Consider the following 12,739-nt stretch of genomic DNA (forward strand, 5'->3'; position numbering starts at 1 on the left):
GGGAAATGCTCGCTCAGGAAGGCGGCTGGCTTGTGCGAGATGTCGAGGTAGACGCAGTCGAGGCCGCGCTTCTTCATTTCGAAGTCGATTGCGCGAGCGACTACATCGCGCGGTGCCAACTCGGCGCGTTCGTCGTGCCAGGGCATGAAACGGCTGCCGTCGGGCAGCAACAGCAAGCCGCCTTCACCGCGCACCGCTTCCGAAATCAGGAACGATTTTGCTTGCGGATGATAGAGGCAAGTCGGGTGGAACTGGATGAATTCCATGTTCGCCACCCGGCAGCCGGCGCGCCACGCCATGGCGATGCCATCCCCGGTAGAGGTGTCTGGATTCGTCGTGTAGAGGTAAACCTTGCCGGCGCCGCCGGTGGCGATCAGCGTGTGCTGTGCGCCGATCGTCAGGACCTCTCCACTGCGGCTGTCGAGTACGTAGGCGCCGTAGCAGCGATCTTCACTCAGGCCGAGTTTGCCACCGGTGATCAGGTCTATGGCGATGTGGTGCTCGAGCACCGTGATGTTGGCCTCCCGGCGAAGCTGCCCGGTCAGGGTGTTCTGCACGGCCAGGCCGGTGGTATCGGCGACGTGAATAACCCGTCTTGCGCTGTGGCCGCCTTCACGCGTCAGGTGGTAACCCGCTTCATGGCGGGTAAAGGGCACGCCTTGTTCGATCAGCCACTCGACGGCACGACGCCCGTTCTCGATGACAAAGCGCGTCGCGCGAGCATCGTTCAGGTGGGCACCGGCGGCGATCGTGTCTCGAATGTGCGCTTCGATCGAATCGCGGTTGTCGAGCACAGCGGCAATCCCTCCCTGCGCCCAGCTCGAGGCGCTGTCCTCTACCGTTCGCTTGCTGATCAGCGCTACGCGGTGCGTGTGCGCCAGCCTGAGCGCCGCAGCCTGACCAGCCAGACCGCTACCTATGATGAGGACATCAAAACAAAGAGCCATGGTGAAGGACCCGCCTGCCAGGGGCTGCCACTATAGCACGCGTATGGCGAGGTGGTAAGGCGGAGGCAAAGTGGCTCACCGCAAGGAGGACGGTCGTGTCAGGTGAGCGACTCCGGCACCGACAGCCGACGTGTACTCTTGCAGCCGAGGCGCAAGGCAGCGATGCGCATCAAGCCCATTCCAGGCAAAGCGCTTTCGCGACACAGCCCGATCTCGTCCGTCGCCATCAGTGCTGATCTTTCACTCTCCGGGGAACTGCTTGAGGATAGTCACTGCCGCAGGAGTGGCGACCGCTTCAAGTGCTGCTGTGTCGGTCTACCGGATGCTTGGCTACCCGTGCGAACCGACCGCGGGATGGCGTGGCGCATGTGGGTGCCAAGCTGGAACGCTGGCGCAGGGACTGGTCAGGCGGGGCGAGCTGGTCGACGGAAAGCTGCCGCGCGTCCTGCCGGTCGTACTCCACAACGGACTGCCGGCGTGCTCTGCGTCGACCGGCGTGAGCGACTTCTTTGTCCCGCCGTCGCCGGTCCTGGCCGACCATCTCACAGGAGCGGCTTGGCGGGCGAAACCGCGCGGGCTGTCCGGGCCTCGAGATGGCTGATCCCCCGGCCGGTCAACCCCGATTCGTGGGCAGCAACGAGAGAAGCGCTGTCGCCTCTGGGCATGCAGCGCCGGATCGCGAGCAAGTGGGCGGCAGCGCCGAAGCTCGGATGCGGGGGGCGCCGAACGGTGATCGATGACCGGTTCGCTTCGACCAGCCAGTTGACGGTCGTGCGCCCGTTCGCTGGGCGCCGCTCTGCACGAGGCTGAGCACTTCTGCTCGGCATGGTAGAATGCTCTCACCATGGAACTCTTGATCAATGGCGAACGCCGCCAGTTCCCTGCTTTGCTGACGGTCGCCGAACTCGTCGAGGCGCTGCACCACACCGGCAAGCGGATCGCCGTCGAGCGCAACGGTGAGATCGTCGCGCGCGGGCGTCATGCCGACACGGTGTTGAGTGACGGCGACCAGATCGAGATCGTCGTCGCCGTCGGCGGCGGTTGAGCCACCACGCAAACGATAGGCACGCATGCCAGATTCTGCTCATAGCCTGACCGTAGCCGGTAAGACCTACCGCTCGCGCCTGTTGGTGGGTACGGGCAAGTACAAGGACTTCGCCGAAACCCGGGCGGCGATCGACGCCTCCGGTGCAGAAATCGTCACGGTTGCCATTCGGCGAACCAACATCGGCCAGAACGCCGACCAGCCCAACCTGCTCGATGTGCTGCCGCCGACGCAGTTCACGATTCTGCCGAACACCGCCGGCTGCTACACGGCGAGCGAGGCAGTACGTACGCTGCGCCTGGCTCGCGAGCTGCTGGACGGGCATGCGCTGTGCAAGCTGGAGGTGCTGGGCGACCCCGAGAGTCTCTTTCCCAACATGCCGGAAACGCTTGCCGCGGCGCGAACGCTGGTCGCGGAAGGCTTTCAGGTGATGGTCTACTGCTCTGACGATCCGATTCAGGCAAAGATACTTGAAGAGATCGGCTGTGTCGCGGTGATGCCGCTGGCGTCGTTGATCGGCTCCGGGATGGGCATCGTCAATCCGTGGAATCTGCGCTTGATCATTGACCAGGCGGCGGTTCCGGTGCTCGTCGATGCCGGCGTCGGTACGGCTTCCGATGCGGCGATTGCGATGGAACTCGGGTGTGACGGCGTCTTGATGAACACGGCCATCGCCCACGCCGGCAATCCTGTGCTGATGGCTGGTGCGATGAAGAAGGCGGTGGAAGCCGGGCGCGAAGCCTTTCTTGCTGGTCGCATGCCGCGCAAGTATTACTCGGCGGATCCCTCGTCGCCGGCGAGTGGGCTGATCGGCTCGTAGTCTGCAGGCAGGAAGACGTGGCACTCGGCACGGCAGGCCGCAACGAACCTATACGAAGCTTCGTTCTCCGGCAGGGCCGCGTGTCGAACGCGCAGCGGCGCTACTACGACGAGATGATGGCCAAGGTTGGCGTTCCCTATTGTCCAGCGCCAGTCGATTTTGACCGGCTGTTTGGTCGTCGGGCGCCGCGCATTCTCGAGATCGGCTTCGGCATGGGTGAGACCTCGGCGCTGATCGCGGGTCGCCACCCGGAAAACGACTACCTCGGCGTCGAGGTCCATACACCCGGTGTCGGCAGCCTGTGCAAGCTGATTGCCGAGAACGGGCTGCACAATCTGCGCATCGTCCAACATGACGCGCTCGAGGTGCTGCGCGACATGATCGCACCGGCATCGCTCGCGGGTGTGCATATCTTCTTTCCCGACCCGTGGCCGAAGAAGCGGCACCACAAGCGCCGCCTCCTACAGCCGCCCTTTGTTGCCTTGCTTGCTCGCCGCCTGCAGGCCGGTGCTTACGTGCACTGCGCGACCGACTGGGAGGACTATGCGCAGCAGATGCTGGCCGTGCTTTCGGCCGAGCCGCAGTTGGAGAATGCGGCGGCGGATTTCGCGCCGCGCCCGTCAGACCGTCCGAGCACGCGCTTCGAGCAACGTGGCCAGCGGCTGGGACATGGTGTGCGGGATCTGATTTTCCTGCGCCGTGGCGCGCTGTCGGGCACGCTTCACAGCGACGCCTGAGGAGCCGGGTGGCTCTGAGCAGACGAACGGATATCTGATGGGTGAACGGTGGACCGTGGCCCGACCGAGCGGGCTGTCGCGCCGGCTGACAGGCTGGCTGTGGGCGGCGTGCTATTGGCTGATCCTGGCGACAGCGACGCAGGCAGCAACGCCTGACCCGACGACTTTTGGCCTGGCCGTCGAGCGGGGGGACCGGCGTACGGTCGAACGCTGGCTTGACGAAGGACTGGATCCGGAGTTCGAAGCGGCGCAGATCGGTAGCGGCCTGCTGGTTGCCGCCTGGTACGGCCGGATCGAGATGCTCGCCTTGTTTGTCGAGCGTGGTGCTGATGTGCGGCGCAGCAATCGCAACGGCGAGCAGGCGCTGCAGCTTGCCGCCTGGAACGGGCACCGGGCAGCTGTCGAGTGGTTGCTGGCGCACGCTGCGCCGCTCGATCGCGCGGGCAACGAGTGGAGCGCATTGCATTACGCAGTGTTCAACGGTCATCAGCACATCGTCGACGACCTCCTGGCGCGAGGCGCCAAGGTCAACGCGCGCGCGCCGAACGGTTCGACGCCGCTGATGATGGCGGCGCGCGAAGGACGTGAGGAACTTGCCAAGCGCCTGCTCGAAGCCGGCGCTGACAGCCGCCTGGAAAGCGACTGGGGTGATTCGGCGCTGACCATGGCGATGCGCTATGGACATTATCGCCTGGCGAAGATGATCAGTTCGCCGGAGGACTTTGCCATTGCCGTCAAGTCGCCGCCCGAGGCCTTTGGCGAAGCGAGCCGCTCGCTGGCCGCGCCAAGCGAGATCGATGATCTCCTGGCGCAGATTCGCAGCGCCGAGGCAGCCGGTCGGTCGAGTGGCGAACTGCGCAAGAAGTTGCTGGCGACGGTCGGTGCCTGGCGCAGTGCGGGTACGCCAGCGCCGCGGCCGGCAGCGCGCTCGGGCGCACCGCGCGCCATGGTGATCACTGCGCGGCGCAGCCAGCCGGGAGGCGAGCGGGCGCAGTTGATCTTCGACGATCCGGTGTCGCCGCGCACCGCCGGGGTGGGGCGCGATGCTGCGTCGCTTCCTGCGCCCAGCGTGGCGGTTCCGGCAAGCGCGGCGGGCGGAGCAGGCAGGGCGGGTGTTGGCCAGAACGTCGCCGTCGCCGACCTGCTGCGCCAGATTCGTCTTGCCGAGGCACAAGGGAAGCCGAGCGACGCCCTCAGGGAGCAGTTCTACCGGGCGGTCGATGCGCTGCCGCGCTAGTTCGAGCCGATGTCTCCCGCCGGTGGCGGTTGATCCGGCAGGCGCGCGATACGCTCTATCCACGGTTCGAGCCGTTGTCCGACGGCGAGTTGCACCTCGTAGCGCGGCGCCGGTCGATGCGGTTTTCCCTGCGGCGTGCTGCTCAGCTCGTCAAGTATTGCCCGCTGGGTGTACGGCACGTGGATTTCCTCGATGGCGATCTCGCTCAGCCGGCCGGCCAGTGTCCATTGACCGTCACGCAAGCGCTCGGCCGGGCGCACCGTGCCGCGCAGGATGAGGAAACGGTTGCGTTCTGGGTAGCGCTGGCGCAGTGTCGCTGCGTCGCTTCCTGCGTCGATCGCGAACAGGCGGGTGTGCTCTGCCTCTTCCTGCACGACAAAAGCGCGCGCTGCCTTGGCCCCTTCGGCGAATTCACGGTTGCCGCGGTTGGCCGCGGCCGCCGCGGCGTGCCGGTCGGCGTTGTCGCGCGCCTGTTGCAGCGCGCGCTGCCACGCGGGACCGGCGAGTTCGAAGACGATCAGGGCAGGGCGCGACAGTTGGCGCAGGAAAGCTTGTCGCGCTTCCGCCGTCGCTGCGCCCTTGCGCGTGTCGAAGCCGAGATCGCTCATGCGCTTTTCGTCGAGCCAGTCGGGTTGGCGTTCGTAGCGCGCATAAGCGATGTTGTGCGGCGAGTCGCCGTCCAGCGCAACGCGCCATTCAAGGCGCAAGGCGAGTCCGCTGTTGGCGCGCCGACTGCCACCAGCGTAAGGCAGGGCGAGTTCGCGCTCGCTGAGGAGCAGGCGGCTTTCAGGTTCGCCGATACGGTTGAGCGCCGCCCCGGACAGCACAATGGCATTGGTCAGCACGATCACGCCAAGGCCGGTGAGCAGCCAGCGCTGCTGGCCGAGCACGTTCATCGCGTGGCTTGGCCGGGAGACCGGCGCAGGCGCTTGAGGACGAGCAGGACGAGCAGCGCGATAAGTCCGAGGACAAGAAAGAACAGATACTTGGGCATGACTTCCCACCACCAGTCGAAAAATTTCGTATACAGGAAGATGATGAAGAAGGTGGTTCCGGTGTTGACCGTCTCCGGCCAGTCACGCCGTACGCCAAAGTAGACGGCGAGCCCGCTGGTGATGAAGCCGAGCACCTGATAGCCGCCTTCGATCAGATCAGGCGGCAAATCGAGATAGCTCCCATACCCCCAGTGGCCGAGCACGAGCATCGGGACGAAGGCGGTCAACAGACCGAAAACGCGGTACGTTGCGGCAAAACCCGGATAAGGTTGGTGCCAACCGACGGCAGCCAGGGCGAGGAGCAGCGCAGCGGCGGGGAAAAAGTTCTCCGGTCGCTCGCCGACATGCAACCAGTAGATTCCGCCCCATGTGCCAACGCGGGCGGCGACGAAGCCGATCAGGCAGAGAATTCCGGTGACCAGCAACAGGCGCTGGTCGCCCGAATAGGCGAAGAGCAGGGCGAGGGCTGCCCACGGCAGCAGGGCCTTGTCGGTCGGTGCGACATTCAGGAGGCTGCCGATCATCGCGAGATTGAGGACGAAACAGGTGAAGGCGACGAGCGCCGCGAGCTTGCTGAAATAACCGGTTGTATCGCGCTGTTGCAGCCAGTTCGTCAGGCCGCAAGTGGCGAGCGCCGCGGTGATCAGGATGCTCACCTGGGCGACCTCGGGAAAGTATCCCCAGAACTGGTAGAAGAGGAAGAAGACGCTGGCGGCCAATGCCAGGGCGCCCAGCAAGGATGCCACACGCATGCCGAGCGACAATCGCCTGGCGCGCCGCGTCGGGTCGATCGCGAAATCGCGCACATAGCTCGCCAGCAGGCTGGTGTGATGGGCGGCAATCGCCTGTTGCTGGCTGCTGTCCAGCGTCAGTACGCCTTCGTTCTGCAGGCGCGCCAGCAGGTTCAAGGTCGGAGGGCTCATGGGGTTCGCGCCGGATGAATCGTCGCGCATGCATTATGCCGCGTTTCACCGCGCCGGGTGTATCGTGTGCGGTGGGTTGTCCTGCTTGTGGAGCTTGCTCGCCATGCGTATTCGTTTGCTCATGGGTTCGCCCGTCGGCGGCGGGTTGGGCCCGTTGCCTGCCCCGTCCGTCTGTCTTGACTGCCCGCACTTGCCTGGTCAGGTGGCCGGTGGGAAGGGGCCTGCCGACTGCGCGCGGTGAGTATCGCGAGATGAGCCTGGTCACCTTGATTCATGCCGGTATGCAAACGCGCGAGCGGCCGAGTGTGGCGCTTGTGCTGATGGGGGGTGGAGCGCGTACGGCGTATCAGGTTGGCGTTCTGCGTGCGCTGGCAGACGTTCTGCGCGCGTCGCCCGACGGTCCGAGCGGTCGGGGGGAGCGCGGGGTGTGCGCTTCCTTTCCTTTCCAGGTTCTGATCGGCACGTCGGCCGGGGCGATCAACGCAGCCTTTCTGGCTGGGCGGGCGGCCGCCGGTCTGGCCGCTTTCGATGAACTGGCCGCTTTCTGGAGCTGCCTGCGCTCGACCAGCGTTTACCGTCTGTCGGTACCCGCCTGGGCGCGCATCCATCGCTTTGCCGCGATCGTCAGCCTGTCGCGCCACATCCAGACGCACGGGGCAATGCTCGACAGTACGCCGCTGCGCGAAATGCTGCACGCCGGCATTCGCCTTGACGGCATCGAGCACGCACTGCGTACGCGGGCGATCGACGCGCTGGCGGTGACCGCGTCAAGCTATTCGAGCGGTGTGCACTGGACCTTCTGCCAGATGGCGCGCCGGGACCTCTTCCAGCCCTGGGCACATCCCGGGCGGCGGGCCGAGTTTCAGCCGCTGACCATCGAGCACCTGATCGCTTCGAGCGCGATCCCCTTCCTTTTTCCGTCGGCGGTGCTGTCGGTGGATGGACGCGAGGAGCATTTTGGCGACGGGGCCATGCGCCAGATCGCCCCGCTGTCGCCGGCGTGGCATCTGGGCGCCAGCCGGGTACTCGTCGTCGGCGTTGGGCAGCCCGAGAACTGGGAGTTGCCCGCCGACCCGGGAGCACCAGCGCGGCGGGGTCCGACCTTGGGTAGCATGGCCGGACACGTCATGGCGAGCGTCTTTCACGACACGCTGCAGGCGGACATCGAACAGACGCTGCGTGTAGCAGAGACGATCAGCCGTCTGCCGGCCGAAGCTGCTGCGGCGATGGCCTATCGACCGCTGGATGTTCTCTCGATTGCGCCGAGTTGCTCGCTCGACGCGCTGGCGCAGGAGCATACGAGTGAGTTGCCGCTTGCCATTCGGCGAGCCCTGGCGGCGCTCGGCGTGCTCAAGGGAAGCGGCGGAACACTGGCGAGTTACCTGTTGTTCGAGCCGGGTTTCGTTCGCGCACTGATCGCCCTTGGTGAAAGCGACGCGCTCGCCCGGCGCAGCGAGTTGCGGCAACTGCTACTCGGCGATTAGTCGGCGAGTCCTGCCAGGGTTGCAAGCTGCGCTCCGCGGTCGGTCGCCTTGCCGTTGAGCGGGTGGGCCGCCGATCCGGGTGTCGACTTTTCTTACACCGGCTGCCGCTTCGACCAGGAACAGTGCGACAAATACCTGAGCGATTTGCTAAAGTTTTGGCGGGCATGGAACGTGCTTCAAAGCGCTTGCACCAGTGTTTTGGCTGAGCGTGTCCACTGAAAACTAAATGAAGAGGACGGAGGAGACTATGATGAAGCAGTCGTTGTTGGGTAGCACCCTGTTTGCCGGTCTGTTGTCTGCAGGCGCTGTCGGCATGTCGACGCCGGCAACAGCCACCGTCATCGAGTATCGCGCGCTGCTCAGTGGGCCGGCCGAGGCAACGCCGAACAACTCGCCGGGGAGCGGGACGGCGGAGGTTTTTTTCGACGATTTGGCCCATTCGCTACGCGTCGTGATCAACTACTCGGGCCTGCTCGGCACGACGACAGCCGCGCACATCCACTGCTGTACCGCTTTGCCGGCCACCGGGGCGGTCGGTGTCGCCACGCAGTTGCCGAGTTTTGCCGGGTTTCCGCTCGGTGTCCAGGCGGGCAGCTATGATCTCACCTTTGACCTGACGCAGGCCGCGTCCTACAATCCAACTTTTGTAACCAACAACGGTGGCAGTGTGGCTTCTGCCGAGGCAGCGTTGGGCGCTGGCTTGGCGGCGCGCAGAGCTTACGTCAACATTCACACGAATGCCTTCCCGAGCGGGGAGATCCGCGGCTTTCTGATTCCCGAGCCGGCGTCGCTCGGCCTGCTTGGGCTCGGCTTGGTCGGGCTGGCAGCGGCTCGTCGGCAGCGCGGCAGCAGCCGCTAGCTTGACCGAGAGCGGGCCGCTTTGCGGCCCGCTGCGGTGCGTGCGGTTTTGGCCGGCGGCCCGGGTCGATTCGCGTTCAAGGAGTTTCATGAATCCCGTGTCCTTCGACTGGTCGCAAAGCGCTCCATTACTGCTCATCGAAGCGGTGCGCGAGAGCGCAAGGGATGGCGAGCTCATCGACCAGATTCTGCACGGTACCCAGCTTTTTGATTCGTGGGTCATCGCCAACCGCATTTTGCCGGTACTTCCGCAAGCGAAAACGATCGATTTTCGTCTGTCGCTTTCCGCGGGCGAGCAACTCCAGGCTCGGCTCGCGCCGCTGACCGATGGCAGCGCCTTCGCGTGCAACGCTGATGGCGTCTGGCTGGCCTTGGCGGCAGGCGACGCGCAGCGCGAGATTGGCTACATCGGTGAACGGTACGCTGCCGGCAATCGCTGGCACGATGGTTTTCAGGCAAGCCTGCATCTGGGCGACGACACAGGTCAGCCACTCGCTCCGCTCGACCTGGCCAGTTTCTGGGAGGAAGCGACCGGGGCCCGGCCGGTGGGCTTCGAGCAGGGCTTTCTCGATCAGGTTCAGTCTTTCGGGCTTGAGGTGATCGGGCGCATTTTTCACAGCCAGGGGCGTCTCGGCCTGTAAGCGGCGGCCGTGGTCGGCGGCGCACAGGCGCGCTAGCGGGCCGGGGCTGGCCGGTCCGGATACCCTGGTTTCTAAAGCTTCATTGATTTAGATCAAGATGCGAGCGGGCAAGCTGCCGCTATTCTCCCTTCTGCGCGTGGCGGATGCTTCGGTAAGTGCCGAGCAGACGACCGCACGTCAGCCTGGCGTAGCCCGGCGAATCCATCCATAAGTCAGTCTGGGAGTCATCATGCGAGTACGTACTCTGGTCATTTGCCTATCAATCCTCGGCAGCTCCGCGCTTGCCTCGGCGGCTGCCGATGAGCCGATCGCCCCGATCTTGCCGGCCAAGATAACCAATCCAGCCATGGTCGAACTAGGCAAGAAACTCTATTTCGATCCGCGCCTTTCGAAATCCGGCTTCATCTCCTGCAATTCGTGCCACAACCTCTCGATGGGCGGTTCGGACAACCTGAAATCGTCGATTGGCCACAATTGGCAGAAGGGCCCGATCAATTCGCCGACCGTACTCAACTCGAGCCTGAATCTGGCGCAGTTCTGGGATGGAAGAGCGAAGGACTTGAAGGCGCAGGCCGGCGGTCCGATTGCCAACCCGGGCGAGATGGCGTTTACGCATGAACTGGCGGTTGCCGTGCTGCAGTCGATTCCCGGCTACGCGGCGGAGTTCAAGCAGGTTTTCGGTTCGGACAAGGTCGACATCGACCGCATCACGCAGGCGATTGCCGCCTTTGAGGAAACTCTGGTGACGCCGAACTCGCGTTTCGATCAATACCTGAAAGGGAACCGTAAGGCGTTGAGCAAGGCTGAACTCGAAGGCTACGCCCTGTTCAAGGACAGCGGTTGTGTTGCCTGTCACAATGGTTCAGCGGTCGGCGGCAACTCGTTCCAGAAGATGGGCGTGGTCGAGCCTTACAAGGCTTCGAGTCCGGCCGAAGGGCGCGTCGCGGTTACCGGCAAGGATGCCGATCGCTTCAGCTTCAAGGTGCCGACGCTGCGCAATGTCGAGCTGACTTATCCCTATTTCCACGATGGGGCGGCTGACACGCTGTCGGAAGCGGTGGACACGATGGGCCGCGTGCAACTCGGCAAGAAGTTCTCTCCCGAGGAAAACGCGAAGATCGTTGCCTTTCTGAAGACTTTGACGGGCGAGCAGCCCAGCTTCAAGCTTCCGCTCCTGCCGCCGTCAGCCGACAAGACGCCGCGGCCAACGCCGTTCGAAAAGTAGCTTGCTCATTGTTGTGATCAGTGCCTTGGTGCTTGGCCGGGCCTGAGCGGGCGACCCTCGCGGATTCCGTGAGGGCTGCTGGCTGGCGGTGGCTCGCCAGGGTCGAGGCAGGTACCTGCCGCGACTCGGTGACAGACGAGCGACTACAGCTTGAGCTGTGTTTGTTCCGGGTTGCGCGGGCGTGGTCGTGTGGGCGGCGCTGAACGCTTCGGATGGGGGAGACAAACAATGGAAGAAGTCAAGCAGCGTTCACTTGTGCTGGCCGAGTTTCGCAGCAAATTCAAAGTCGAGGAACTGCTGGTTGGCGAGACTCCGGCGTGGTCATGGTCGGTGCGGCCGGCCCAGCCGACGCTCGGGGCCGGCATACTGTCGCTCAACCGCCATGCTGACTGCTTTGCTCTGGTGCGTGCCGACGAAATGGCCGAACTTGCGGACCTGGTCGGGGTCGTCGAAAGGTCGCTGCGCGCTGCCTTTGCCTACGACATCGTCAATTACTTGATGCTCATGATGGTGGACCGCCAGGTGCATTTCCATGTCATTCCGCGCTATGCGAAGGCGCGCCGGTTTGCTGGCCTCGACTGGCTCGACAACGGCTGGCCATCGTTTCCCGCAATAGGCGAAGCACAGCATGCCGATCACCCGGCTATCGCCGGCGCAATCTGTCAGGCCTTGCGCGCGGCGAGCCGGGCTTGAGACAAGGCGGTCAGCTTATCGTCACGGCAACGTGCGCACAGCGGCGACCGGGCCGGAACTGGCGCGTGTCGTCGTAGTAGTCGGCGCCTTCATTCGCGGCAACGACGCCGGGAATCCCGAGCAGCGGCAGCGGCTGGAGATCGCGTGGCTGGGAATAGACCCCGGCTGCCAGATCAACCGCCAGGCGTGCATCGACTACGGCAGACAAGGCGGCGGCGGAAAGGCGCAGACAGTCATCCTCCACCAGGTAGAGTACTGCTTTGGCCGTCAGGCCGAAAAACGGTGCGAGCAGTGACTGGTAGGTGGCGTGGCCAAAGACAAGGAAGCGCATGTTGGCGATAACGTCGCTGCGCCGGTCGACGAACAGCTTCTTCCAGCAGAAGCTGCGCAACAGATCGAGCAGTTCAGGGCGCGTGGCCAGAACCACGATTCCGCATTCGTCGAAGTGTGTCAAAGCGTCGCGCGTACTTCCCCGGGCTGATCCGTGCGCTGCTGGCGCGGCGACATGCGCTGCGTTGATCGCCGCCTTGCTTTTCGGGAACGTCAGCCAGACCAGTCCGTTGAAGAAGTCGTGCCAGTTGTCGAGGCGTGTTTCGACATCGCCGGTCTGCCAGATGCGCTCTTCGTAGGCGCGGCCATCGGCGCCGGGCTGGGTGAATCGGATGCGTTGCCCGCTCGCAGAGAATATCGGATGGCTGGCAGCGAGACGCGACAGCGCCTGGCTGTCGGGGTACGGCGGAAGCCTGTCCAGCCATTGGCGCAAGGGCGCAAAGAGCAGCGACGAGAATGGTGCAGCAGGCTCGCACGGTGTGTTCTCGGTCGCAACTGGGCACATGATGTCCGCATTCTACGCCCGATCCGGCTTTGGCTCGTGGTTGGGCAGGGACGGTCGAGGCTGCGCCGGTCTCTAGTGGGGGCGCTGGGCGGGCCGCAGGTCGTCGAGCCCCGGCGGCGTGGCCGAAAAGCGTCGCTGACGAACTTTTCATGGGTGTAACATAGGGCTGTTTTGGCCGACGGCTCGGCTGTCCGTCTTGCCGAAATGCCGACCGCTCCCGTACAGCCGGAAGGAGATATTCATATGTACAAGTCTTCGCTGATCGCTCTCGCATTCGCCTGCACCTTCTTCGCGTTTCA

13 protein-coding genes are annotated in these 12,739 nt (G+C 64.4%); 9 read left to right on the forward strand and 4 right to left on the reverse strand.

Annotated elements, in window-relative coordinates; genetic code table 11:
• Positions 1-947, reverse strand: a 947-nt coding sequence (locus tag RKP46_RS01470) for an FAD-dependent oxidoreductase (RefSeq protein WP_311104985.1), incomplete at its 3' end; no start/stop codon positions are given.
• Positions 948-1,791: 844 nt separating this feature from the next.
• On the opposite strand from RKP46_RS01470, the gene thiS reads away from it, so the two are divergent.
• Genes thiS through RKP46_RS01490 form a run of 4 tightly spaced genes read left to right on the forward strand, consistent with a single transcriptional unit; the run spans position 1,792 to position 4,786 of the window.
• Positions 1,792-1,992 carry a sulfur carrier protein ThiS gene (gene thiS, locus RKP46_RS01475; RefSeq protein ID WP_311104986.1) on the forward strand — a complete coding sequence of 67 codons (201 nt, stop codon included), beginning with the start codon at positions 1,792-1,794 and terminating at the stop codon, positions 1,990-1,992.
• Between the two features lie 25 nt (positions 1,993-2,017).
• Positions 2,018-2,812: a thiazole synthase gene (locus RKP46_RS01480; RefSeq protein WP_311104987.1), complete on the forward strand. Its 795-nt coding sequence runs from the start codon at positions 2,018-2,020 to the stop codon at positions 2,810-2,812.
• Positions 2,813-2,829: 17 nt separating this feature from the next.
• A complete protein-coding gene (gene trmB, locus RKP46_RS01485) occupies positions 2,830-3,549 on the forward strand; it encodes a tRNA (guanosine(46)-N7)-methyltransferase TrmB (protein WP_311104988.1) in 720 nt (239 codons plus the stop codon).
• A gap of 37 nt (positions 3,550-3,586) precedes the next feature.
• Entirely contained in the window at positions 3,587-4,786 is a 1,200-nt protein-coding gene (locus tag RKP46_RS01490) for an ankyrin repeat domain-containing protein (RefSeq protein ID WP_311104989.1), read from the forward strand.
• Here RKP46_RS01490 and RKP46_RS01495 read toward each other — a convergent pair.
• The gene (locus RKP46_RS01495) at positions 4,783-5,682 is read right to left on the reverse strand and encodes a DUF4824 family protein (protein WP_311104990.1); all 900 of its coding nucleotides are present in this window, start codon (positions 5,680-5,682) and stop codon (positions 4,783-4,785) included. The genes RKP46_RS01490 and RKP46_RS01495 overlap by 4 nt on opposite strands.
• A complete protein-coding gene (locus RKP46_RS01500) occupies positions 5,679-6,704 on the reverse strand; it encodes a DUF2157 domain-containing protein (RefSeq protein WP_311104991.1) in 1,026 nt (341 codons plus the stop codon). The genes RKP46_RS01495 and RKP46_RS01500 overlap by 4 nt, the downstream gene beginning before the upstream one ends.
• Positions 6,705-6,955: 251 nt before the next feature.
• Between RKP46_RS01500 and RKP46_RS01505 the strand changes: the two genes are divergently transcribed.
• The 5 genes from RKP46_RS01505 (at position 6,956) to RKP46_RS01525 (ending at position 11,605) form a co-directional block, all read left to right on the forward strand.
• On the forward strand, positions 6,956-8,188 hold the full coding sequence (locus tag RKP46_RS01505) for a patatin-like phospholipase family protein (RefSeq protein WP_311104992.1): 1,233 nt from the start codon (positions 6,956-6,958) through the stop codon (positions 8,186-8,188).
• Between the two features lie 247 nt (positions 8,189-8,435).
• Positions 8,436-9,047 (forward strand): CHRD domain-containing protein, encoded by a 612-nt coding sequence (locus RKP46_RS01510; RefSeq protein WP_311104993.1) that lies wholly within the window; start codon positions 8,436-8,438, stop codon positions 9,045-9,047.
• Between the two features lie 88 nt (positions 9,048-9,135).
• Positions 9,136-9,687 (forward strand): hypothetical protein, encoded by a 552-nt coding sequence (locus RKP46_RS01515; RefSeq protein WP_311104994.1) that lies wholly within the window; start codon positions 9,136-9,138, stop codon positions 9,685-9,687.
• A gap of 229 nt (positions 9,688-9,916) precedes the next feature.
• The gene (locus tag RKP46_RS01520; protein ID WP_311104995.1) at positions 9,917-10,912 is read left to right on the forward strand and encodes a cytochrome-c peroxidase; all 996 of its coding nucleotides are present in this window, start codon (positions 9,917-9,919) and stop codon (positions 10,910-10,912) included.
• Positions 10,913-11,140: 228 nt separating this feature from the next.
• Complete coding sequence (locus RKP46_RS01525) at positions 11,141-11,605, forward strand: HIT family protein (protein ID WP_311104996.1); 465 nt, start codon at positions 11,141-11,143, stop codon at positions 11,603-11,605.
• Between the two features lie 10 nt (positions 11,606-11,615).
• On the opposite strand, the gene RKP46_RS01530 is transcribed toward RKP46_RS01525, so the two are convergent.
• Positions 11,616-12,440: a DUF3025 domain-containing protein gene (locus RKP46_RS01530; protein ID WP_311104997.1), complete on the reverse strand. Its 825-nt coding sequence runs from the start codon at positions 12,438-12,440 to the stop codon at positions 11,616-11,618.
• Positions 12,441-12,739: the final 299 nt, after the last annotated feature.

The sequence above is a fragment of the Accumulibacter sp. genome, assembly GCF_031732815.1.
Taxonomy (GTDB): domain Bacteria; phylum Pseudomonadota; class Gammaproteobacteria; order Burkholderiales; family Rhodocyclaceae; genus Accumulibacter.

Bases quoted from the DNA above. Each gene is read 5' to 3' on its own strand.
- thiS (WP_311104986.1), top strand. From the start codon at position 1,792: ATGGAACTCTTGATCAATGGCGAACGCCGCCAGTTCCCTGCTTTGCTG.
- RKP46_RS01480 (WP_311104987.1), top strand. From the start codon at position 2,018: ATGCCAGATTCTGCTCATAGCCTGACCGTAGCCGGTAAGACCTACCGC.
- RKP46_RS01490 (WP_311104989.1), top strand. From the start codon at position 3,587: ATGGGTGAACGGTGGACCGTGGCCCGACCGAGCGGGCTGTCGCGCCGG.
- RKP46_RS01495 (WP_311104990.1), bottom strand. From the start codon at position 5,682: ATGAACGTGCTCGGCCAGCAGCGCTGGCTGCTCACCGGCCTTGGCGTG.
- RKP46_RS01500 (WP_311104991.1), bottom strand. From the start codon at position 6,704: ATGAGCCCTCCGACCTTGAACCTGCTGGCGCGCCTGCAGAACGAAGGC.
- RKP46_RS01505 (WP_311104992.1), top strand. From the start codon at position 6,956: ATGAGCCTGGTCACCTTGATTCATGCCGGTATGCAAACGCGCGAGCGG.
- RKP46_RS01510 (WP_311104993.1), top strand. From the start codon at position 8,436: ATGATGAAGCAGTCGTTGTTGGGTAGCACCCTGTTTGCCGGTCTGTTG.
- RKP46_RS01515 (WP_311104994.1), top strand. From the start codon at position 9,136: ATGAATCCCGTGTCCTTCGACTGGTCGCAAAGCGCTCCATTACTGCTC.
- RKP46_RS01520 (WP_311104995.1), top strand. From the start codon at position 9,917: ATGCGAGTACGTACTCTGGTCATTTGCCTATCAATCCTCGGCAGCTCC.
- RKP46_RS01525 (WP_311104996.1), top strand. From the start codon at position 11,141: ATGGAAGAAGTCAAGCAGCGTTCACTTGTGCTGGCCGAGTTTCGCAGC.
- RKP46_RS01530 (WP_311104997.1), bottom strand. From the start codon at position 12,440: ATGTGCCCAGTTGCGACCGAGAACACACCGTGCGAGCCTGCTGCACCA.